The sequence below is a fragment of the Sphingomonas populi genome (assembly GCF_004208535.1).
GTDB classification, from domain to species: Bacteria; Pseudomonadota; Alphaproteobacteria; order Sphingomonadales; family Sphingomonadaceae; genus Sphingomonas; species Sphingomonas populi.
This window is the reverse complement of the sequence record NZ_SGIS01000010.1, coordinates 115,622-139,419: the sequence shown is the minus strand read 5'-3', so window position 1 is coordinate 139,419 and position 23,798 is coordinate 115,622. Positions and strand designations below refer to the sequence as shown.

The window sequence follows — 23,798 nt, the reverse complement described above, 5'->3', positions numbered from 1 at the left end:
ACGACGCCTCGCCCTCAATTTGCTCCAGCACGACACCCGAAAACTCTCCATCCGCAGAAAATTTAAACACGCCGGATGGCACGACGACTATCTCTCTTCTCTCCTCGCTCAAATGCGATAGCCCTGCCTGACAAGGGAGGGGTCGGGGGTGGGTCGGTCTGCGAGGGAGCGGCGCGGCGACCATTGGCCCACCCACCCCAGCCCCTCGCTTTCAGGGAGGGGCGCTACGTCAGGCAGCGGCGAAATCGGGCTTGAGCACGACCTTCGTCACCACATTCTGGTCATCGTGGAACATCTTGTAGCCCTTGGGCGCATCCTCCAGCGCCATCCGGTGCGAGATCAGGAACTCGGTCTCGATCTTGCCTTCCATGATCGCGTTGAGCAGCGCCGGCATGTAATGCTGGACATGGGTCTGCCCGGTCTTGAGCGTGAGGCCCTTCTCCATCAGCGCGCCGAGCGGAAACTTGTCGACGAAGCCGCCGTACACCGCCGGCATCGAGACACGTCCGCCCTTGCGGCAGGCGATGATCGCCTGACGAATGGAATGCGGACGATCGGTGCCGAGGAACGTCGATTTCTTGATCTGGTCGATCACATTGTCGGCGAAGAAGCCGTGCGCCTCCAGCCCGACGCTGTCGATCACGGCATCGGGACCGATCCCGCCGGTCATCTGCATCAGCGCTTCGTAGGTGGCGGTTTCCTCGAAGTTGATCGTCTCGGCGCCGAAGCGTTTGGCCAACTCCAAACGATGCGGGAAATGGTCGATCGCGATCACGCGCTCGGCGCCCATCAGGAACGCCGATTGCACCGCGAACAGCCCGACCGGGCCGCAGCCCCACACCGCGACAGTGTCGCCCGGTTCGATCTCGGCATTCTCGGCCGCCATCCAGCCGGTCGGCAGGATGTCGGAGAGAAACAGCACCTTCTCGTCCGAAACGCCGTCGGGGATCACGATCGGGCCGACATCGCTGAACGGCACGCGGACATATTCCGCCTGCCCGCCGGCATAGCCGCCCGTCATGTGACTATAGCCGAACAGCCCGCTCATCGGCTGGCCGTACAACTCCTGCGCGATGTCCTGGTTGTCGGCGGGCAAGCCGTTGTCGCACGCCGAATATTGGTGCTTGCCGCAATGGTAGCAGCTCCCGCACGCGATCGTGAACGGCACGACGACGCGCTGGCCCTTCTTGAGGGTCGACTTCGCGCCGACCTCGACGACCTCGCCCATGAACTCATGGCCGAGGATGTCGCCGGCCTGCATCGTCGGAATGTAGCCGTCATAGAGATGCAGGTCCGAGCCACAGATCGCGGTCGAGGTGACCTTGATGATCGCATCGCGCGGGTTGAGGATTTCGGGATCGTCGACGGTATCGACGCGGACGTCGTGCCGACCGTGCCAGGCGAGTGCGCGCATCAGGCCTTCTCCTCTTCGAATTGCTGGCGGGTTCGCGACGATGTCGCGATCTCGCCGGTTTCCATCAGTTGCTTGAATCGCCGCAGGTCGCGCCGCGCCTGGATGGCGGGTTCGCGCTGGAACATCTTGGCGATCAGCTTGCCGATCGCGCCACCCGGCGGGTCGTACAGCACCGTCGCGGTGACGATCGTGCCGCGCGCGCCGGCATCGCGAAAGTCGATGCGGCCGCTGTTGGGCACGTCGGCACCGTCCTCGGATGCCCAGGCGATCAGTTGGTTCTCGCGCTCCTCGGTGATGACGGCGGTCCATTCCACCGTGCGACCGCCGGGCGCCTTGACGATCCAGTGCGAACGCCGGTCGTCGATCGGCGAGACCTCGACGACATTGTCCATGAAGGTCGCGAGGTTTCGGAAGTCGCGCCAATAGGCGTAGAGTTCAGCGACCGGACGATTGATCGTCACCGCGCGCGCGACAAGGCTGTCGCCTTTGGGTTCGAGCAGCGCGCCCGTCGCCGCATCGACGGCGCCCGACCGCTTCGAGGTGGCGAGCGGCGCGTCGTCGGTCTGAAAGTCGGTGTCTGCCATAGCGTCCTCCGTGTTGAGTGGGGAAGATCGCACGGCGGACGGGTCCGTTCCCGTCGTTTCTATAACGAAATCAAATACTTCACTGATCGAGATCAAGTCAGACGAGATTGACCCGGCGTCTCATAACGCCGAATTACCGAAGACAATTATCGCATGCGATCCGCTTCGAGCAGGTCCGCCACCGCCGCCGCCGGGACTGGCGCACTGAAGAGATAGCCCTGCCCGAAATCGCAACCGTCGTTCAGCAGCGCATCCCGCCGCTCGATCGTCTCGATGCCTTCGGCCACGGTCTTGATGCCAAGCCCCTTGCCCAGCCCGATGATCGCGCGAACGATCGTCCAGTCGCTGGCTGATGGCGCATCGACGAACGACCGGTCGATCTTGAGGACATCGACGGGGAATTGCTTGAGATGCGCGAGCGAAGCATAGCCCGTGCCGAAATCGTCGAGCGCGATGGTGATCCCCGCGTCGCGCAGCGTGGTGATGATCCGCCGCACATGCGCGTCGCTGTTGTCGAGAAACACGCCCTCGGTGATTTCGAGTTCGATATTGGTGGCCGGCACGCCGAAGGCGGCGAGCCGCGCGATCAGCTTGATCGCGAAATCCGCGTTGCGAAACTCCATCGCCGAAGCGTTGATCGCGACCCGCCCGAAGTCCAGTCCACGCTCGCACCACCCGCGAACGTCCGCGATCACCTTCTCCTGCATCCGCTCGCCAAGCGCGATCGCCAGTTCCGGGTCGTCGAAGGCGACCGCGATCGTCGCTGGCGATTGCACGCCGCGCCCGGCGTGGTTCCAGCGCAACAACGCTTCGAACCCAACGATGCGCCCGGTGCGAAGGTCGATCTTCGGCTGGTAATAGGGCAGGATCAAATCGCGATCGAGCGCATCGCGGGCGATCGACAGCATCGACAGCCGTTGCTGCATCTGCAATCGCAACTCACCGCGAAAATAGCGGAGCGCGCCGCCGCCCTCGGCCTTGGCGTCGTAGAGCGCGAGATCGGCGTTCTTGCGCAGCGTGTCGCTTTCGGCACCGTCTGCGGGATACAGCGAAACCCCGACGCTACTGCGGCAATGATAGCTGACCGCGTCATAGCGAAACGGTGCGTCCAACGCGGCGACCGCCTGATCGATCGCGGCGATGAGCTGCGACGTATCGGATCGCGCGAGGAACAAGGCGAATTCGTCGCCGCCAAGCCGGCCGACCATCGCCGGCGCCTCCGCCGCACCGCTCAGGCGCGCGGCGACATCCTTCAGCAATGCGTCACCCGTGTCGTGGCCGAACTGATCGTTGACCTGTTTGAAATTGTCGAGATCGAACAGCACGAGTGCCACTTCCGAACCAGCGTCGGCGGCTTGGCTGACCGCCTGCTCCAATCCCGCGAGGAACGCGGCCCGCGCCCAGATGCCGGTCAGGCTGTCATGCTCGGCCGCCCACCGGATCGCGTCGGCCGCCAGCTTGCGGTCGTGAATATCCTCGATCGTGCCGTACCAGCGCAGGATCTTGCCGGACGGGTCTTTCAGCGGCGCCGCGCGAGACCGATGCCAGCGGTAGCTGCCGTCGCGCATCCGCATGCGAACCTCGTTGTCGATGGCATGTCCCAGCGACGCGTTGCGGCGCCACATCATCGCGACGCTCTGGCGGTCATCGGGATGAACCGCCGCGAAGAACCCCTGCCCGCGCACTTCGCCCAGGCTCAGACCGGTTCGCGCCAGACCCGGTTCGTCGATATCGAGGATGTCGCCGTTCGGCCACGCCGTCCATGCAACCAACGGACTAAGCGCGATGGTATAGCGATACCGCTCTTCGAGTTCGCGCGACGTCTGTTCGAGCCGGAGCGCGCGGTCGTCGTCGTCCGCGTCGCCCGGCTGGATCACGAGCAGTTCCGGGTGTTCGAAGAGAACCTCGCAGACGGCGTCCGTTTTCCAATCATTGTCGCCCCCCGGCCCCCTCACCCCCAAACCGATCGACCAAGCGGTTCATTTTTATTCTCTTTCAATCCTATCGAAAGAGCATCAAAAATTTACAGAAGGCCGTAAATATATATCGAAATTGCACGGCGATTGTTCCACCGTCGCGTACAAATATTCGACGGTTTTCGTATTCGCCCTAAGCGCCGAAATCGAAACCGTCGAAGTCGCTCGCGTCGTGGCGTTCGCGCAACTGCACGTCACCCATAACGCGGTTGACGATCCGGCCGCGCTTCACCGCCGGGCGCGCCGCGATCAGATCGGACCAGCGCGCGAGATTGGGATAATCCGCAACGGACAGGAACGTCTGTGCGCCATAGGCGCCGTTCATCACACCGCCATACCACGGCCAAACCGCCATATCGGCGATCGTATAGCTATCCCCGACAAGGTAGACGTGACCGGCCAGATGCGTGTCGAGCACATGCAATTGCCGCTTGGTCTCCATCGCATAGCGGTCGATCGCATATTGGATCTTGAACGGCGCATAGGCATAGAAATGCCCGAAGCCGCCGCCGACGAACGGCGCCGATCCCATCTGCCACATCAGCCAGTTGAACGTCTCGGCCCGCGCGCGCGGCTCGGCCGGCAGGAACGCGCCGAATTTTTCGGCCAGATAGACCAGGATCGAGCCGCTCTCGAACAGGCGCAGCGGCGGATCGAGCGCATGATCCGCCAGCGCCGGGATTTTGGAATTGGGATTGATCGCGACGAAGCCGCTGCCGAACTGGTCGCCCTTGCCGATCTCGATCAGCCACGCATCATACTCTGCACCGGCATGGCCAGCCGCGAGCAACTCTTCCAGCAGGATCGTGACCTTCTGGCCATTGGGCGTGCCGAGCGAATAGAGCTGGAGCGGATGCTTGCCGACCGGCAGTTCACGCTCATGCGTCGCGCCGGAGACCGGGCGGTTGATATTGGCGAACTGCCCGCCGTTGCTCGTATCCCAGGTCCAGACCTCGGGCGGCACGTAGCCGGCGGGCTGGTTGTTCGCGCTGTCGTCAGCATCGGCCATTTGCGGTCTCCACGGGTCAAACGAACGTCACGGCGAACCGTATCTCACCCGCGCGACACGATCCATCGCGTCATTCTCATAGTTGCGGTCCGGCGCCGAGATCGTATGAATGACACCGGTAACCAAAGCCGGAGTCCATCCGGCCCGCCCAGGAGAGACTTGGATGCACCACGCCATCCTCACCCGCCGCGATCTGCTTACGGGAACCGCCGCGCTCGGCGCCGCCGCCATCGCACCGCACGCAGCCGAAGCGGCACCCGCGTCCGCCGTGATCGATGCGGCGATGCTCGGTGCGGCGAAGTACATGGTCGAAAAAGTCAGCCATCAGGGCGGTTACGTCTGGCAGGTGCTGCTCGATCGGTCGCGCGAATGGGGCGAGATGCAGGCCTACCCTACCAGCGTTTGGATACAGAACCCCGGCACTCCGCTGATGGGGCAGGTCTTCCTCGACGCCTATCACGCCACCGGCAACGCCTATTTCTATCGGGCCGCGGCAGCGGCGGCCGACGTGCTGATCCGCGGTCAGCACGAAAGCGGCGGCTGGAACTATCATTTCGATCTCGCCGGCGAAGCTTCGATCCGGCGTTGGTACGATACGATCGGCAAGAACGGTTGGCGGCTCGAGGAATTCCAGCACTATTACGGCAACGCGACGTTTGACGACAGTTGCACCGCCGATTGCGCGAAGTTCATGCTGCGCATGTATCTGGAGAAACGCGAGCCGCGCTATCGCGCATCGCTCGACAAGGTTCTCGGCTTCGTGCTGGCGAGCCAATATCCGGTCGGCGGCTGGCCACAGCGCTTTCCGTTGCGCGACGAGTTCCACGATCACGGCCTGCCCGATTATACGTCGTTCATCACCTTCAACGACGATGTCGCGGCGGAGAATATCGTCTTCCTGCTGATGGTCTGGCAGACGCTCGGCGACGCGCGCGTGCTCGATCCCATCGCGCGGGCGATGGATTGTTTCGTGCGCGCGCAGCAACCGCAACCGCAGCCCGGCTGGGGCCTCCAGCATACCGTCGCCGATCTCAAACCGGCGAGCGCGCGCACGTACGAACCCAAGGCGCTCGTCTCGCACACCACCGCCACCAACGTCGCGCTGATGATGGATTTCTACGAGCTAACCGGCGATCAAAAGTTCCTGCGCCGTCTGCCTGAGGCGCTCGACTGGCTCGACTCGATCCGCCTGCCCGCCAGTATCGACCCGCAGCGGCGCTACCCGACCTTCACCGAAATCGGCACCAACACGCCGATGTACATTCACCGGCGCGGTTCGGATGTCGTCAACGGCGAATATTATCATGACGGCGATCCGCACAACACGATCGCGCATTACAGCTCGTTCCGCTCGCCCGATGTGGCGAAGCTGCGCGCGCGCCACGCCGCGCTATCGGCGCGCCCGGTCGCCGAGGTCGTCGCCGGCTCCGCACTGAACGGTGGCCGCCAGCCGTTGCCGCGCTATTTCACGCTGGGCGACATCACGATCGGCGATCTCAAGACAACGCCGCGCAAGCTCGCGCCGGCTGCGCCGGACGAGGTCGCCGCGATTCTGGCCGCGCTCGATGCCGATCATCGCTGGGTAACGCCACTGCACACCACCAGCCACATCTACACGCGCGACGGCTATGAGAAACCCGTGCCAGGCGACTTCTCACACAGCTATGTCGGCGACGACACCGATACCTCGCCCTATCCCGATCCGCAGCCCGTGCCGGGGATCAGCACCGCCGTCTTCGCCAGGAACATGGCCGTCCTGATCCGCGCACGGGCGGCAACCTGACGCCTCAGAACAACGTCGTTAGCAGATAGAACAAGGCGCCGACCGCCGCCGAGGCGGGAATGGTGATGACCCAGGCGATCATCACGTTGCCGGCGATCCCCCAGCGCACCGCCGAGGCGCGCCGCGCCGTGCCCGCACCGATGATCGCGCCGGTGATGGTGTGCGTGGTGGATACCGGAATGCCCAGCCACGACGCACTGAACAGGATGATCGATCCGCTCAGCGACGCACTGAACCCCTGATGCTGCGACAATTTGGTGATCCGCGACCCCATCGTCTCGATGATCTTCCAGCCGCCGCTCAGCGTGCCGAGCGCGATCGCGATGTAGCAGCTCACCGCCACCCAATGCGGCACTTCGAAGCGTCCGTGCAGATAGCCGGTCGAATACAGCAGCACGGTGATGATCCCCATCGTCTTCTGCGCATCGTTGAGCCCGTGGCTCAGCGAATAGGCGCCCGAGGAGATCAGGTGCAGCATGCGGAAGCTGCGCTCGGCGCCGGCCGAGCTCGCGCGGCGGAACAGCCAGCTCGTCACCAGCATCACGAGCATCGCGAGGATCATGCCCAGCGTCGGCGACAGTACGATCGCGATCAGCGTCTTGTTGAGCCCGACCCACTGGATACCGCCGACACCGGCATGGGCGACGCCTGCGCCGATCATCCCGCCGACAAGCGCGTGGCTGCTCGACGAGGGGATTCCCTTCACCCACGTCACCACGTTCCAGAACATCGCGCCGACCAGCGCGCCGAACACCACGCCGGGCGTAATCAGATCACGCGAGATCAGCCCCTGCCCGATCGTATCGGCGACCTTGTGCAAGGCGGGAAAGGTGATCGTCAGGAAATAGGCGGCGCCGTTGAAAGCGGCGGCGAACAGCACCGCATGCACGGGTTTCAGCAACCGCGTCGCGACCACGGTGGCGATCGCATTGGCGGCATCGTGCAGCCCGTTGAGAAAATCGAACGCCAGTGCGACCAGGATCAGGCCGATGAGCAGCGGTAACGCGAGCTCGTACATCAGGCGTGATCGATGACGATGCCGTCGATCTCGTTCGCGACATCCTCGAACGCGTCGATGATCCGTTCGAGATGCTTGTAAACCTCGCGCTGCACCGAAAAGCGCAAGGAATCGATCGGCCCAAGCTCCTTGAACGCACGTTTCAGCCCGGCTGTGTGGATATCGTCGCCGTGGCTCTCGATCCGCACCAGCCGCTCGGTCAGTTCGTGCAGCCGCACACCATTGCGCGCGACATCGCGGAGCAGCGGCATCGCCTCGGCGGTGAGCCGCGCCGCATCGACGATGATCGCGGCCATGTCCTTCATTTCCGGCTCGAACACGGTCACGTCGTACAGGTCGATCGCCTGCACCGCCGCCTGCATCTCGTCGATCGCATCGTCGAGCGAGCCGATCAGGCTGGTGATCGAACCACGATCGAACGGCGTCAGGAAGGTCTCGCGGACGGTGGTCAGCACTTCCCGGATGATCTCGTCGGCGTCATGCTCGCGCTCGATCACCTCGCGGATATGGTCGCGGTCGCCATCCTGGAGCAGCCGCGACAGCGCGTTCGCGCCGGCGACGACGGTCATGGCATGCGCCTCGAACAGATCGAAGAAATTGCCCGACTTCGGAAGCAACCTTTGGAACCACGCAAACATGCCACTCACCTTCGATCGCGCGGCGACGGCATGGAGGATGCCGGTACGCTGCGCTGCCGCCCTGAATTCCGCTTGGCCGAAAGATCGGATCAGGTCACGCAAATCCGGTTCATCAACCATCTCCGCCGCTTCGGAAAGGCTGACCCAGCGCCGCTCGCGCTGCGTCTGCTCCTTCCACGCGGCGAGTTCATTGCTCACCGCAAGCGGGAAAACATCGACGTCGATCAGCAGCGACGCCCCGCTGCGGCGTTTCTTGCGATAGCGATAGGAGCCGAGCGGCTCGGGGCAGATCAGCCCCTGCACGCCAGCCTCTTCCTCCGCCTCCAGCGCGGCGGCGGCGTGTGCGCTCATCCCCGCCGGATGGTTGCCCTTGGGAATCACCCAGCGCCGCGTTTCGCGCGAGGTGACGAGCAGGATGCGGACCGGCGCGTCGATCGCATGTCCCTCTGAACGGTACGGCAAGGCGGCGATTTGACGGATGAGCAGGCTCCGATCGGGTGCGTACTCAGTCTGTTACAGATTTATGGCACCGCTTCCAGCCGTTTCCCTACGCAACACAAGAGCAGATCGGGCTTTGACACGAACGGCCAAGCAAAGGAGTGGATCGAACCATGAGCACACTCCACGACCGCGCCCGTGCCGCCGGGCTTCAGATCGATTGGGAAGACGCGCGGGGGCAGGCCCAGCGCGTCTCCGACGAATCACTGACGGCGATCCTCGCCGCGCTCGGCGATCCCGCGCCGGACGATGCGGGCGCGTGCGACTTCGTCACCGGCGATGTCGGGCGGCCGATCACCCTCCCGCCGGGCTGCGGCGCGGCGGGGCAAGCCGAGCTGATCCTCGAGGACGGCAGCCGCCGCGACGCCCTGCTAACGCCCGGCGGCAAGGGGCTGGAAATCCCGCCGATCGCCACGCCCGGCTATCACCGCCTCGTCGTCGGCGATCGTGAAATCCGCCTCGCGGTTGCGCCGTCGCGCTGTTTCTCGGTCACGGACGCGGTCGGCAGCCGGCGCATCTGGGGGCCGTCGGTGCAGATCGCCGCGTTGCGCGACGAGTCCGCCACTGCGTTCGGCGATTTCGGCGCGCTCGCCAGCACCGCCCGCGCCTTCGCCGCGCGTGGTGCCGATGCGCTCGCGATCAGCCCGGTCCACGCACTGTTTCCCGCCGACAGCAGCCGCTTCAGCCCCTATTCGCCATCAACCCGGTCGTTCCTCAACGTCCTCTACGCCGATCCGGCGCTCGCCGGGGCATCCGCCATCGCCCCGCCGCGCGGCGACCTGATCGACTGGCATCATGCCATCCCCGAGCGGCTACGCATCCTGCGCGCCGCCTATGACGCCCGCTCCGACGCGATCCGCGCCGAAGTCGCCGCTTACGCCCGCGAGGGCGGCGAAGACCTCGAACGGCACGCCCGCTTCGATGCGCTGCACGCACATTTCTTCGCGCTCACCGGAGCGCGCGGCTGGCAGGACTGGCCGAGCGCCTATCACGACCCCACCAACGCGACGGTCGCCAGCTTCGCCGCCGAACGCAGCGAGGAGGTCGGCTTCTTCCTGTTCCTGCAATGGCTCGCCGCGCGCAGCCTGCAAGCCGCACAACAGGCCGCCACCGATGCAGGCATGGCGATCGGGCTGATCGCCGATCTCGCGGTCGGCATGGATGCCGGCGGCAGTCATGCGTGGAGCCGCCCCGATGATCTGCTCACCGGCCTGTCGATCGGCGCGCCGCCCGATCCGCTCGGCCCCGACGGGCAAGGCTGGGGCATCACCGCTTTCGCGCCGCGTGCGTTGCGGCGCACCGGCTTCGCACCGTTCATCGCGACGCTCCGCGCCGCGATCGGCCATGCCGGCGGCATCCGCATCGATCACGCGCTCGGGCTGCGCCGGCTGTGGGTAGTGCCGGAGGGCGCCTCGCCCACCGAGGGCGCGTATCTGACCATGCCGATGGACGACATGCTCCGCCTGCTCGCGCTCGAATCGCACCGCGCCCGGGCGATCGTGATCGGCGAAGACCTCGGCACCGTGCCCGAGGGGTTCCGCCCCGCGATGGACGAAAAGGCGATGCTCGGCATGCGAGTCTTGTGGTTCGAACGGGACGCGGACGGCAGCTTCCGCCCCCCCGCCAGCTACGCCCGCGACGCGGCGGCGATGACCGGCACGCACGATCTCGCCACCGTCGCGGGCTGGTGGCGCGGACGCGACATCGACTGGACGTGGCGGCTTGGTCGCAGTTCGCAGGCGGCGGACGAAGCCGCCGATCAGGCCGCGCGCGACGGGGACCGTGAAAAATTATGGAGCGCGTTCACGGCGGCCAGCGTCGCGGACGGACCGCAGCCCGCCCCACAGGCGGAAGGCCCCGCCGTCGATGCCGCGCTCGCCTTCATCGGCGCGACCCCGTCCGCGCTCGCGCTCGTGCCGTTCGAGGATGTCATCGGCGCGGTCGAACAGCCCAACCTCCCCGGCACGATCGACGAGCATCCCAACTGGCGCCGCCGCATGCCCGACGCGACCGAAACGCTGCTGGCGCGCGCCGACGTAACCGCACGGCTCGCCACGCTGGATGCGACGCGACGGGCGTGAGCCATCACCGTGCCGCCGCGCGCGGTGACAGCCAGCCGCCGTCGGCGAGCCAGTCGTTGAGCCGGTCGGGCCAATGCAAAATGCCGATGCGGTTCGATTCGTCGAGATTGAAGGCGTGGCCGCTGTCGGCATACATGTGCAGTTCCGCCGACACCCCCGCCTTGCGCAACTGCTCGTACAGCGCGACCGACGGCGTCGCGCAGCACGGATCGAGGCTGCCGGCGGTGATGAACGCGGGCGGCGCGCTCGCGGCGGCGCTGCCCGGTATGCCGAGCGGCCCCGGAAACACCAGCACCTGAAAATCGGGCCGCGCCGAGAGCGAATCGATCGCATCGGTCTTGGGTCGCCCCGCCGGTTCGGGATTGTCGGCGATCAGCGAGACCAGTTCGCCGCCCGCCGAAAACCCCATTACCCCAACGCGTGCCGGATCGATGCCATAGTCCTTCGCATGCGCGCGCACCCAGCGCACCGCGCGGCGCGCATCGTCGGCGGCGTCGCCCTCGATCGAAGTGGGCGAGCCGGGTTCGCGCGCGAGCCGGTATTTGAGCACGAACGCCGAAATGCCCATCCGGTTGAGCGCGGTCGCGGCCTTGGTGCCTTCATTGGTCCAGACGAGGATCTTGTGCCCGCCGCCCGGAATGACCACGATCGCCGCGCCGTTATTGTGCGCGGGCAGCGCCGGGAACGCCAGCAGCGACGGATTGCGGACGTTGCGCACCCAATAATCGCGCGCGACCTCGGGCGTGACCCGGCGCGTGTCCTTTCCGGGCGGCCCGTTCGGCCACAGCGGGATCGAAACGAACGTCGGTGGCGGCACCGGATCGGGGTCTTGGGGCGCGTTGGCAAGCAGTGCGGCACAGGCCAGCAGCATCCATCCGGTCTTGCGCATCACGTCTCTCCTGTGACTCGGCCGTTGCAGGCCGTTACCGATATCATATCAGCCAAGATGCTGCATGGAAGCATGATTGCGCTTCGCGTTGCTCGCCGTATGATTGCGCTATCATGATGTGCCGACCGGCGGATGCCGGCGGTTCGAGAGGGGATGCACAATGGCCATCAATCCGCGCGGTATGATCCTGACCGCCGCCATCGCCGCCGGCCTGCTGGCGATCACCCCGGCATTCGCGCAAGCACCCGCGCCGGCCACGCATTTCCCCGGCGACGGCAAAGGCGCGTTCAAGACGCGCCAGTATCGCGATCTCTTCGCCGAGCAACTCGGCACCAAACCCGGCGCGGCGCGCGCCAAGATGGAGGCCGCGTTCCAGCAATTCTTCCACGGCGATGGGCAGGAGCAGCGCGTCTATTTCGAGACCGGCGCCAATGCCGACGGCCCGCTCGCCTATATCACCGACTGGGCGAACAACGATGCCCGCACCGAGGGCATGAGCTACGGCATGATGATCGCCGTCCAGCTCGGCCACAAACGCGAGTTCGACGCGCTGTGGAACTGGTCGAAGACGTACATGCTCGTCACCGACCCGAAGAACCCCTCGGTCGGCTATTTCGCCTGGTCGATGGCGACCGACGGCGCGCCGCGCTCGACCGGCGCCGCGCCTGACGGCGAGGAATATTATGCGATGGCCTTGCTGTTCGCGGCGCGGCGCTGGGGCAACGGCAAGGGCATCTACGATTATCAGGCCGAGGCCGACCGCATCCTTCGCGGCATGCGCCACCATCCGGTGCTGACGGGAACGCCGCCGTTCCGCATCCACCCCGGCGACGCGCCGTTCGTCCAACCCGACGTGCCGTGGCCGAGCCTCAACAACCGCGCGGCGGCGGCCGAGGCGGCGAAAGCGGGCACGCCCTGGCCGCCCTACCGCCCCGATCGCCGCCCGCGCGCCGTCACCGTCGGGCCGATGGTCGATGAGGCGCATGCGATGGTGCGCTTCGTCGCGGAAACCAATGTCGAGGGCACCGATGCCTCCTATCATCTGCCCGCCTTCTACGAACTGTGGGCGCGCTGGGGGCCGGCCGAGGACCGCGCCTTCTGGGCGCGCGCCGCCGACGCCAGCCGCGCGCTGTTCGTCACCGTCACCAACCCGAAGACCGGCCTCGCGCCCGATCGAAGCCATTTCGACGGATCGACGATGCTGACCCGCGACGGCAAGCCCGATCCGTTCGGCTATGATAGCTGGCGCACCGTCAGCAACTGGTCGGTCGATTACGCATGGTGGGGCAAGGACGCGCGCCAGCGCGTGCTGAGCGACCGCATACAGGGCTTCCTCGCCGCGCAGGGCATCGATCGCTTCGCCGATCGCTACACGCTCGACGGCGAGCCGCTCTCGACCCGCCACTCGCCCGGCATGCTCGCCGCCGCCGCCGTTGGCGGTTTCGCGGCGACGCCCGGCGTGAACTCGAGGGCGTTCCTCAAGGCGCTGTGGGACATGCCGCTACCCACCGGCGAGCAACGCTATTTCGACGGCATGCTCTATCTGATGAGCATGCTGCATTGCAGCGGCGAGTTCCGCATCATCGACGGGCCGAAGCGATAAGCGCCGCCGTCAGAACCGCGCGTTGACGCCGACCGCGAAGGTGCGGCCCACCCGCGTCTGGTACAAAGTGTCCTTGCGCTGGCTGTCGATATAGAGCCGGTTCTGCTGGTCGGTGAGGTTCTGCGCTTCGACGATGAGCTTGAAGTTCTCGGTGATATTGTACGACGCGGACGCATCGACATAGGTGGTCTGCGCATTGCCTTGCAGATCGCTCCCAGCCGAAGCCGGAATGCCGCGGATGAACGGCCCGCGATAATTGACCGTGCCGCGGATGCTGAACGTGCGGTCCTCGTAATACAGCGTGCCCGATGCGGTGTTCTTGGACAGGCCAACGAGATCATTGGTGGTGGTGACGGTGCAGACCCCACCGACGCTGGTCAGGCAGTAATTGATCCGCGACGTGACGTGGGTGTAATTGCCGAGCGCGCCGAAGTTGCTCAGGAAACCGTGCAGGAAGGTGAACGGCAGTTGCGCGTTGATCTCGACGCCCTTGAGCTTGCCGCCCGGCGTGTTGACCGGCCGCGTCACGCTGAACAACTCGGTCGGCTGGGTATTGCTGCCGTCGAGCAGCGCCACGGGCAGGCCGAGATCGGTATACGGCACCAGGCTGGTCACGCTCTGGATATAGGTCTTGATGTCCTTGTAGAAGAACGCCGCCGACAGCAGCGAGCCGGGCCGGAAATACCATTCGACCGCGGCGTCGAACGTGTTCGCGCGGATCGGTTCGAGCAGCGGATTGTTGACCGTGCCGGTACGGGTGATCGGGTTGACGCCGCTGGTGGGCGTGAGGACGCCCAGTTCGGGGCGCGACATCACCTTGGCGCCGGACACGCGCAGCAGCAGGTTCCTGATCGGCTCGAACACGATGTTCGCGGACGGCAGCCAGTCGTCATAGCTGCGAGTCACCGCTCCGTAGAGCCCGGTCACGCCAGTCGGCGAAGCGGCGCTAGCGACGGACACATAGCCTGAGGAGAATTGCAGCGTGTTGATGTAACGCACGCCGACATCACCGCGCACGCCGAAGCCGATCGCGTCGGTCAGATCGAACACGCCCATCGCGAACGCGCTCTTCTCCTCCTCGCGCACCACCGGCTTGGGGCTGCCGCATTCGATGGTGCAGCTCCGCGACGCACCGAGGTTGGCGGTATCGTAGAGCTTCTTCCAGTCGAGCGTCGCCCAGCTCGCCGGCGCACCATTGCCCCACAACGCCCCGAAGTTGCTGATCTGCGACGAAATGCTGGCGAGGGACGTGCCGGCGGGCAACGCTTTCACCAGCGTGTCGGCGGTGTAATAGCGCGTGTCGATGCCCGATTGCTTCGACTGGCGATATTGCGCGCCGCCGCGCAGCGTGAGCGCGTCATTGATCTCCCAATCGGCCTCGAACTCGGCGAGGTAGCCGTCGGTGATCGTCACCGCCGGCTTGCCCTGAAGCGAGAAGCCGCCGAGCACCGTGCCGTCGGCGAGGCCCGGCGCATAGTTGAAATTCGCCGGATTGGTGACGTCGAACCCGAAGCCGAGCAGCGGCGTGGTGCCGCCCTTGCGATAATCGAGCGTGAAGCTCTTATCGATCGCGTCCATAAAATACTGGATGCGCTGGTAGTCGTCGAACACCGACTGGTTGAGGCCGAACTTGCCGGTGATCTTCAGCTTGTCGGTGAAGCGGTGCATGAAGTTGAGATTGGCCTGTTTAAACGACGAGGTGAAATCGGCGTGCAGGCCCTCGGAGCGGATATCGACGCCGTTGAACGCGCCATATTGCACCGATCCGAGCGACGACAATTGCAGGTCGGTGACCGAGGTCATCGGTTGGCCGTCGTTAGACGCCGATCGGCCGAACGAGATGCCCCCAAGATAATTGTCGTCGCGGATGACGTGGAAGCGCGAATAGAGCAGGTCGAGCGAGATGTCGGTATCGTCGCCGTCCTTGAACTGGAGCGTCAGCGTGCCGGCGATCCGCTCCTGGCTCTGCGTCGAGTTGAGGTAGCGCGGGATGCGCGGGAAGAACGCACCACTGCCGGCGGTGTTGGGGGCATCGGCCCGGCGCGCGTTGACGATCGTGTTGTACGCCGAAAGGCTACCGGTGCGCGGATTGTTGGTGCTGCAATTGGTCGCCGTGACACCGCGCAGCGCGAGCTGCGCCGGGGTCTGGCCGGCGGTGTTGATCGGCGCGCCGATCGGCGAGCAGAAGCCGCCATTGGTATTGGAAGACAGGATATCCACCGCCGAATAGCCGACTTCGCGCAAGTGGCGCTGGTTGTAGGCGACCGAGCCGAGGATACCGAAGCGGCCCTCTCCGAACTTCTTCGATATCAGTGCGGACACGCGCGGATCGGCGCGCTTGGCGATTTCACCGTAGATCGCCCGGCCGGTAGCGGCGACGACGAAATCATCCTTCTGGTCGAGCGGATGCGGCGCCGCGAGATCGACCGTCGCGCCGAGCGACCCTTCCTCGATATCCGCCGACGGCGTCTTGCGCACCGACAGCGAGGAGAATATCTCGGTCGGGAAGACATTGAAGTCAAAGCTGCGGCCGGTGTTGCCGGCGCCATAGATGTCAGAACTGCCGGTCTGCGAAACGCCTTCCATCCCGTTGATGCGGACGCGGGTGAATTGCGCGCCGAGTCCGCGCACCGAGATGTTCTTGCCCTCGCCGCCATCGCCGCGCGCGAGCGCGACGCCCGGAATGCGCTGCATCGATTCGGCGAGGTTCGAGTCCGGGAACTTGCCGATGTCCTCGGCGACGATCGAATCGACTGCGGCGGTCTGCGTGCGCTTGAGGTTGAGCGCGCTGTCGAGCGAGGCGCGGAAACCCGTGACGACGATATCCTGCACATCCGCATCGGACGGCGGCGTGGCGGTCGGTTGCGGCTTGGCGTCGTCGGTGGAGGTCTGGGCATGGGCGGGGAGCGCCGCCATCATCAGCGCCACGCCCGACGTGCAGCGAAGCCACGCCGATGTCTTATGGAACACACGCGCCATAACAAACCTCCCCATTTGATCTCGACTTTATCGCCCCAATGTTCTACATTGTGGAACGTATTCCATGTATATGGTTCAAATCTGATCCTGCGGAAAGCCGAAAAGTGCCATTGACGCGCACAAAGTCCCTAAATATGAAAAATACCTGTAATTTGTGGGATCGAAAAGACGGCTCACCGCGCCGTCGGTCTTGCGAATACACGATCTGAGAGGATGCCCGGATGCCTGCCAGCGCCGCGTTCGCCCTGCTGCTGGCCGCCGCGTCGCCAGCGGGCGTGCAGCATTTCGACCTGTCGGCGAGCGCGCCCGACCGGCAACCCTATCGGGCGGGCGGGCACGGCGTCGAACCGGGCGGATCGCGCACGGACTTCGCCTTTTCCGTGGCAGTGCCCGAGGGGCTGTACCGCGTGACGGTGCGCCTCGGCGACCAGCATGTCGCCGGCGAGACCACGGTCAAGGCGGAAGCGCGCCGGCTGATGCTCCGGGGCGTCGCGACGCGTGCCGGGCAGATCGTCACGCGCAGCTTCCTCGTCGACGTTCGGACCCCCGCCCTGCCCGCGCCGCCGCCCAATGCGCCCGGCGGAAGCGCGGTGCGGATCGACGCGCGCGACCGCGCCGAATACACTTGGGACGACAGACTGACGCTGGAGTTCCTCGGCGATCCGCGCGTCACCTCGGTCGAAATCGCGCCGGCAATCGCCCCGACGCTGTACCTCGTCGGCGATTCCACGGTGACCGACCAGTCCGCCGAACCCTATGCGAGCTGGGGGCAGATGCTGCCGGCGATGCTCGACGATACCATCGCGGTCGCCAACCATGCGCGATCTGGCGCGACGCTCAAGAGCTTCCTGACCGATCTGCGCTTCGACAAGGTGCTGTCGCGGATCAGGCCGGGCGACTGGCTGTTCATCCAGTTCGGGCACAACGACCAGAAAGCCGAATGGCCGCAGACCTATGTCGCGGCGGACACGACCTACCCGGCGTATCTCGCCGCCTATATCGCCGAGGCGCGGCGGCGTGGCGCGCATCCGGTGCTGGTGACATCGCCCGAGCGACGCACGTTCGATCCGCAGGGGCGCATCAAGACCACGCTGGGCGGCTATCCGCAGGCGGTGCGCGCGCTCGCCAAGGCGCAGAACGTGCCGCTGATCGATCTCAACGCGGACAGCCGCGCGATCTACGAAGCGCTCGGGCCGAAGGTCGCGCCGCGCGCCTTCGCAAACGACGGCGCGGATCTCACCCACCACGACAATTACGGCGCATGGCTGCTCGCCAGCGCGGTCGCCGAGCGGATTCGCGCCACCATCCCGGCACTCGCTCCACACATCGTCACGCCGCACTTCTCGCCCGACCACCCGCCCTCGCCGGCCGAAGTTGCGATTGTCGCGAGCGCGCTGCACGACGCCGACCGCCCGGCGGGGAGTTGAAACGATGCTGATCAACCGCCGCGATCTCACCTTGGGCATGGTCGCGAGCATGGCGCTGATGCCCGCCGCCGCGCTGCCGTTCGCCGGCCACCTCGCGCGCCGCTTCGACGTGCGCGACTACGGCGCACGCGGCGATGGCGTGGCGATCGACAGCGGCGCGTTCAACGCCGCGATCGTCGCGGCTTCGCAGGCGGGCGGCGGCACTGTCGTCGTACCGCGCGGGCGTTACCTGTGCTTCTCGATCCGGCTAAAAAGCCGAATCACGCTGCTGCTCGGCAAGGGCGCGATCATCGAAGCCGCCGATCCCGCCCGCCACGCCGGTCGCTACGACGTGCCCGAAGACGGGGTCGAGCAACTCTATCAGGATTTCGGGCATAGCCACTGGCACAACAGCCTGATCTGGGGCGAGGACGTCTCCGAAGTCGCGATCCTCGGCCCCGGTCTGATCCACGGCGTCGGCCTCACCCGCGACGGACCCGGCGCGCGCTGGAAGGCGCAGACCGGCGAGCGGCCGCTGTCGATGCGCGGGCTGAGCGAGCGCGAGATCGCGGCGCTGGAACCCGACTGGAAGCGGATGATCGGCCTCGGCAACAAGGCGATCGCGTTGCGCGGCGGCCGCGACATCCGGCTGTCGGGCTTCTCGATCCTCAAGGGCGGGCATTTCGCGATTCTGGCGACCGGCACGCGCGGGCTGCGCATCGACCGCGTCTCGATCGACACCGACCGCGACGGGATCGATCTCGATTGCGTAAGCGACGTGATCGTCGAACGCTGCCGGGTCAATTCGCCCAACGACGACGGCATCGTCGTGAAAAGCAGCTTCGCGCTCGGCCGCACGGTCGCGGCGGAAAACATCCTGATCCGCGACTGCGCGGTGTCAGGCTATGACATGGGATCGCTGCTCGACGGCACCCGACGCGAAACCCAACAGATCGCGCCCGATCAGGACCGCGTGACCGGGCGGATCAAGCTCGGCACCGAATCGAACGGCGGCTATCGCAACATCCGCATCGAGGATTGCAGCTTCACCCATTGTCGCGGCCTTGCGCTCGAAACGGTCGATGGTGGCGTGATGGAGAATGTCGTCGCACGCCGGCTGACAATGCGAGACGTGACCACCGCGCCGCTGTTCCTGCGGCTCGGCGATCGCCGGCGCGGTCCCGACGGCACCGCCATCGGCGCGATCCGTGGCGTCGAGATCAGCGAGATCGACGCGCGCGGGATCGACCACCGCTTCCCCGCCGCCATCGCCGGCCTGCCCGGCCACCGGATCGAGGATGTGTCACTCAGCCGCATCCATCTCTCCTATCGCGGCGGCGGCACGGCGGAGGATGCGCGGCGCGTGCCCGAGGACCATTCCAACGCCTATCCCGAACCAAGCATGTTCGGCGTGCTGCCGTGCTGGGCCTTGTGGGTCCGCCACGCCGAGCGGCTGCGCATCGACCGCTTCACCGCCGAGACCGCCACGCCGGACCAGCGGCCACCGTTCGTCTTCGCGGACGCGCCGGGCATATCGATCGTGCGAACGCCCCTGTTCCACGCTTAATGTTTGACGCCGCGCTTCGATAGCTTTACCCATATTACGGAATAGTATTTCATAATATGGTTGGAGGGGGAGCAATGAGGAAGCGCGCATCGCAGACGCATCTCGGTCGCGCCGGCCGGGCGCTCGCCGCCTTGTTGACCGTGTCCTGCCTGGTGCCACCAGCCGACGCGCAGGTCGCCAGGCCGACCGCCAACCTCGCCGCCCCCGTCCGCAGCTTCGGCCGCGTCTCTTACGATGCGCGCTCGCTGATGATCGACGGCAAACGCACGCTGATCTGGTCGAGCGAGTTCCACCCCTTCCGCCTGCCCAGCCCCGATCTGTGGCGCGACATTCTCCAGAAGATGAAGGCGAGCGGCTTCAACACCGTCGCGATCTATTTCGACTGGGGATATCACAGCCCGAAGCAGGGCGTGTACGATTTCAGCGGCATCCGCGACATCGATCGCTTGCTGACGATGGCCGAGGAAGAGGGCCTCTACGTCATCACCCGCGCCGGCCCCTATGTGAACGCCGAACTGTCGCGCGGCGGCTTTCCGGGCTGGCTGGTCAACCAGCGCGCGAAGGCCCGCACCGACGATCCGCAATATCTCGCAGCGGTCGACGAATGGACCAGCCGCATCGACGCGATCATCGCCCGCCACCAGATCAACGGTGACGGCAAGGGGCATCGCGGCACCGTCATCCTCCACCAGATCGAGAACGAACTGTCGGTGACGACCGCGTCGCAGCGGCGCTACATGGACCATCTTTACGCCCATGCGCGGGCGGACGGCATCACCGTGCCGATCTTCCACAATGATCAGGGCCGCAACGGCTATTGGGCGCCGGACGGTTCGCCGGTCGCGCAGGTCGTCCACGGCCCCAACAATCTCTATGCGTTCGACGGCTATCCCGGCGGCACCTGCACCGTGCAGGGCAAGCCAACGCGCGATGTCGCCGCGCCCGACTGGGGCTTCTACGGCCCCGGCGGCGCGAAGGGCGGCGCATCGGCATCGCCCGACACGCCCGGCTTCCTCGCCGAATTCGGCGGCGGCTGGTTCGATTATTGGGGATCGAACGGCGGCTACGACTGCAACGCCATCCAGCGCGGCAAGCGCTTCCAGCGCGTGTTCTACGGCACCAATCTCGCCAACGGCATCGGCATCCAGAGCTTCTACATGGGCTATGGCGGCACGAGCTGGGGCTGGCTGCCCGCGCCAGTGGTGTTCACCAGCTACGATTATGGCGCGGCGATCTCCGAACCGCGCGAACTTCGCGAGAAGGCTGAAGAGCTGAAGCAACTCGGCGGGCTGATCGCCTCGGTGCCCGATCTCGCCGGGATGGTTCCAGCCGGGCCGGTGGCGATCTCCTCGCCGAACATTCAGGTCTACCACAATACAAACCCCGAGAGCGGCGCGCGCTTCCTGCTGGTGACGCACAAGCCCTCGAACGCGCGGAGCGACGATCGCTTCACCGTCACCGCCGATCTGCCCGACGGTCGCTACACGCTGCCGCTGCGGCTCAACGGCTTCGACGCCAAGTGGCTGGTCGCCGGAGTCGATCTCGCCGGGCAGCGGCTGGTCTATTCGACCTCCGAACTGCAAAGCGCGCAGACGATCGACCACGCCGGGCTGCTGCTTCTCTACGGCCGCACCGCCGAGCCGGGCGAGACCGTGCTGCGCTACACCTCCACGCCGAGCGTCACCGTGCTCGAAGGCAAAGCGGACAGCGCCTTCGACGCGGCCACGGGCGATCTCAAGCTCGGCTATAGGCACGACGGTCGCGCCATCGTGCGGATCACCGGCGGCGGGCGGCCAGCGCTGACGTTGATCCTCGCCGACGAGAAAGAAGCAGTGCGCTATTGGCGCCAAGACAGCGCGGCGGGTCCGGTGCTGGTGCGCGGCCCCGCGCTCGTCCGCACCGCGGCGAGCCAAAGCGGTACGCTCACACTGACCGGCGACGTCGCCGCTGACACACCGCTGGAGATTTGGGCGCCGAAAGCCTTGCGCTCGGTGCGCTGGAACGGCGTCGCCGTGCCGATGAAGGCGACCCCAACCGGCAGCCTCGCCGCGATCCGCCCCCTCGCCGGCCCCGCCGCCGTGACCTTGCCCGCGCTCGATCCTTGGCGCACCGCCGATGGCGTTCCCGAGGTAGCGCCAAACTTCGACGACACCAACTGGCAGGCGATCGATACCCGCGCGAGCGCCAGCATCACGTCGCGCCCGGACGGCCAGCCCAACATGGGAATGGATTCCTACGGCTTCCACGAAGGCGATGTCTGGTATCGCGGCCACTTCACCGGCGCGCCCGACGCGAAGACGCTGGCTCTGTTCTACGGCGCCGGCGGATCGGGTCTGGTGCAGGTCTGGCTCGACGGCGTGTTCGTCGGGCAGGACGAGCTGCCCGGCGGCCTGCCCCGCCCGATCACCACCGGCGGCGCGCGCTTCACGCTGCCCTCGGGCGCGCAGGCGCCGGGCGAGCATGTCCTGTCGGTCATGGTCCGCAACAACGGGCACAATTGGGATCTCGACGCCGACGATTTCCACAAGGAAGCGCGCGGCCTGATCTCCGCCTCACTCGAAGCGCCGGGCGGGCGCAGCTTCGGCATTCCGATCGCGTGGCGAATCCAGGGCCAGCGCGGTGGCGAAGACCTGCCCGATCCGGCGCGCGGCCCCGCCAACACTGGTGGGCAATATGGCGAGCGGCAGGGCTGGCATCTACCCGGCTTCGACGATCGCACTTGGCCAACCGCTTCCCTCCCCGCCACATCGGCCAAGCCCGGCACGACCTGGTATCGCACCGGCTTCGACCTCGCCGTGCCGAAGGGGCAGGATGCGACGATCGCCGTCTCGTTCGGCGATCCGAAGACGCCGCGATCGGTCGCCCGCTACCGCGCGCTCCTGTTCGTCAACGGCTGGAACATGGGCCAGTTCATCGCGCACGTCGGCCCGCAGCGCACCTTTCCGATCCCCGAGGGCATCCTCGATCATCACGGCCACAACGTCATCGCGCTCGCTGTCACCAGCGACGGCGCACCCGGCGACGCGCTGGAGGCGGTGAAGCTCGTCACACTGCGCAATGTGACGGGCGGCGTGCCCGTCCGCAGGGTCGCCGCGCCGCAAACGCCGGCCGAGCTGAAATGAGCGCATTCGCGATCTCGCGGCGCGCGCTGGGCATCGGTGCGGGCGGGCTTCTGCTCGCGGGGGCGACGCGCTCCGCGCCGAGCGGCACGCGGCCGTGGCCCTATCTGATCGGCGCCGACACCTCGTGGGTGCCCGAAGACGAAGCGGCGGGCGCGACCTATTACGAAGCGGGCGTCCAACGCGATCCGCTCGCGATCTTCCGCGATGCCGGCTTCAACGCGATCAAGCTGCGGCTGTTCGTCGATCCGGCGAACGGCTATTCGCGCGGCAAGCCCGGCAGGCCGTGGTGCGGCCTCGCGCAAATCATCGACTATTCGCGGCGCATCAAGGCGGCCGGCTTCCACCTCTCGCTGACGCTGCACTATTCCGATACGTGGGCCGATCCGCAGCATCAGGACAAGCCGGCGGCATGGGCGGGGCTGAGCTTCGCCAAGCTGGTCGATGCGGTCCATCGGCATACCCGCGATTCACTCGGCGCGATGGCGGCAGCGGGCGTCGCGCCCGATCTCGTTATCATCGGCAACGAGACGACGTTCGGGATGCTGTGGCCCGACGGGCGCGTGCCGCTGACGATCCCGACGGGAAACGCCGTCACCGACCGGACGCATATGCACCTCGCCGGCGCGGGCGGGTACGACGCTTTCGCCGCCTTGCTGAAGGCCGGCATCGCCGCCGCCCGCGAAACCGTACCCGGTGCCAAGATCGCGCTGCACAACCATCTCGGCCGGCATTGGCCGATCGTGCAGGACTGGATGGACAATGTGCTGCGCCGGGGGGTGCGCTTCGATGCGACCGGCTTCTCCTGCTACCAGCAGGCGGCCGAGGGCGATTGGGCACGCACCTTCGACGCGTTCGAGCAGCGCTATCCCGATCACGGCTTCTTCGCGATCGAATACAGCTCGCGAAAGCGCTATCTGAACGATCTCGTTCACGGCCATCGGGGCGGCCGGGGCAGTTTCATCTGGGAACCGACCCGGCACCAGGAAGCGATCTTCACCAAGAACGGCGTCAACGCCGGCGAAGGGCCGAAGCCCAATCTCGTGTCCCAGGGCGCGAACGCCGCCGAAGCGCCCGGCGCCGTGCCGAACGCCGCCCCGCCCCCGCCCGAGGATCACGGTGGCCGCTACGACGCCGATCCCGCCTTTCTAAACCTCTATCGTAATATGGCGCGCGACTATGGCCTCCCGGCCGCCGCGCGCCCTGCCCCGATCCGCAAGTAACAGGAGATACC

Annotated in this window: 15 protein-coding genes; 7 read left to right on the top strand and 8 right to left on the bottom strand. The window is 66.2% G+C overall.

Going from position 1 to position 23,798, the window contains the following annotated elements; all coding sequences use genetic code 11:
* Positions 1 to 229 precede the first annotated feature (229 nt).
* From EWE75_RS08835 to yghU, 4 genes are all read right to left on the bottom strand, one after another.
* Positions 230 to 1,414: a zinc-dependent alcohol dehydrogenase gene (locus tag EWE75_RS08835; protein WP_130156552.1), complete on the bottom strand. Its 1,185-nt coding sequence runs from the start codon at positions 1,412 to 1,414 to the stop codon at positions 230 to 232.
* Positions 1,414 to 1,998 (bottom strand): SRPBCC family protein, encoded by a 585-nt coding sequence (locus EWE75_RS08830; RefSeq protein WP_130156550.1) that lies wholly within the window; start codon positions 1,996 to 1,998, stop codon positions 1,414 to 1,416. The genes EWE75_RS08835 and EWE75_RS08830 overlap by 1 nt, the downstream gene beginning before the upstream one ends.
* 146 nt (positions 1,999 to 2,144) lie before the next feature.
* Positions 2,145 to 3,875: a putative bifunctional diguanylate cyclase/phosphodiesterase gene (locus EWE75_RS08825; protein WP_130156548.1), complete on the bottom strand. Its 1,731-nt coding sequence runs from the start codon at positions 3,873 to 3,875 to the stop codon at positions 2,145 to 2,147.
* Between the two features lie 232 nt (positions 3,876 to 4,107).
* Complete coding sequence (gene yghU / locus EWE75_RS08820; RefSeq protein ID WP_130156546.1) at positions 4,108 to 4,983, bottom strand: glutathione-dependent disulfide-bond oxidoreductase; 876 nt, start codon at positions 4,981 to 4,983, stop codon at positions 4,108 to 4,110.
* Between the two features lie 163 nt (positions 4,984 to 5,146).
* Between yghU and EWE75_RS08815 the strand changes: the two genes are divergently transcribed.
* Positions 5,147 to 6,766, top strand: coding sequence for a pectate lyase (locus EWE75_RS08815; protein ID WP_130156543.1), 1,620 nt, complete (start codon positions 5,147 to 5,149; stop codon positions 6,764 to 6,766).
* A 4-nt stretch (positions 6,767 to 6,770) separates the two neighbouring features.
* Here EWE75_RS08815 and EWE75_RS08810 read toward each other — a convergent pair whose 3' ends face one another.
* Positions 6,771 to 7,784, bottom strand: coding sequence for an inorganic phosphate transporter (locus EWE75_RS08810; RefSeq protein WP_130156541.1), 1,014 nt, complete (start codon positions 7,782 to 7,784; stop codon positions 6,771 to 6,773).
* Positions 7,784 to 8,884, bottom strand: coding sequence for a DUF47 family protein (locus EWE75_RS08805; RefSeq protein WP_231708285.1), 1,101 nt, complete (start codon positions 8,882 to 8,884; stop codon positions 7,784 to 7,786). Before EWE75_RS08805 ends, EWE75_RS08810 begins: the two co-directional genes overlap by 1 nt.
* 149 nt (positions 8,885 to 9,033) lie before the next feature.
* On the opposite strand from EWE75_RS08805, the gene malQ reads away from it, so the two are divergent.
* Positions 9,034 to 11,001 carry a 4-alpha-glucanotransferase gene (gene malQ, locus EWE75_RS08800; protein ID WP_130156537.1) on the top strand — a complete coding sequence of 656 codons (1,968 nt, stop codon included), beginning with the start codon at positions 9,034 to 9,036 and terminating at the stop codon, positions 10,999 to 11,001.
* Positions 11,002 to 11,005: 4 nt separating this feature from the next.
* Here malQ and EWE75_RS08795 read toward each other — a convergent pair whose 3' ends face one another.
* Positions 11,006 to 11,890 (bottom strand): alpha/beta hydrolase, encoded by an 885-nt coding sequence (locus tag EWE75_RS08795; protein WP_130156535.1) that lies wholly within the window; start codon positions 11,888 to 11,890, stop codon positions 11,006 to 11,008.
* Between the two features lie 160 nt (positions 11,891 to 12,050).
* Here EWE75_RS08795 and EWE75_RS08790 point away from each other — a divergent pair, with 160 nt between their 5' ends.
* On the top strand, positions 12,051 to 13,493 hold the full coding sequence (locus tag EWE75_RS08790; RefSeq protein ID WP_130156533.1) for a family 8 glycosyl hydrolase: 1,443 nt from the start codon (positions 12,051 to 12,053) through the stop codon (positions 13,491 to 13,493).
* Positions 13,494 to 13,502: 9 nt separating this feature from the next.
* Here the strand turns inward: EWE75_RS08790 and EWE75_RS08785 are convergent, their stop codons facing one another.
* On the bottom strand, positions 13,503 to 16,472 hold the full coding sequence (locus tag EWE75_RS08785) for a TonB-dependent receptor (protein WP_130156531.1): 2,970 nt from the start codon (positions 16,470 to 16,472) through the stop codon (positions 13,503 to 13,505).
* 221 nt (positions 16,473 to 16,693) lie between these two features.
* Between EWE75_RS08785 and EWE75_RS08780 the strand changes: the two genes are divergently transcribed.
* From EWE75_RS08780 to EWE75_RS08765, 4 genes are all read left to right on the top strand, one after another.
* Complete coding sequence (locus EWE75_RS08780; RefSeq protein ID WP_130156529.1) at positions 16,694 to 17,899, top strand: rhamnogalacturonan acetylesterase; 1,206 nt, start codon at positions 16,694 to 16,696, stop codon at positions 17,897 to 17,899.
* A gap of 4 nt (positions 17,900 to 17,903) precedes the next feature.
* Complete coding sequence (locus tag EWE75_RS08775) at positions 17,904 to 19,445, top strand: rhamnogalacturonidase (protein WP_231708284.1); 1,542 nt, start codon at positions 17,904 to 17,906, stop codon at positions 19,443 to 19,445.
* Between the two features lie 74 nt (positions 19,446 to 19,519).
* On the top strand, positions 19,520 to 22,567 hold the full coding sequence (locus EWE75_RS08770; protein ID WP_130156527.1) for a glycoside hydrolase family 35 protein: 3,048 nt from the start codon (positions 19,520 to 19,522) through the stop codon (positions 22,565 to 22,567).
* Positions 22,564 to 23,787: a glycosyl hydrolase 53 family protein gene (locus EWE75_RS08765; protein ID WP_130156525.1), complete on the top strand. Its 1,224-nt coding sequence runs from the start codon at positions 22,564 to 22,566 to the stop codon at positions 23,785 to 23,787. Before EWE75_RS08770 ends, EWE75_RS08765 begins: the two co-directional genes overlap by 4 nt.
* The last annotated feature ends 11 nt before the right edge of the window (positions 23,788 to 23,798 follow it).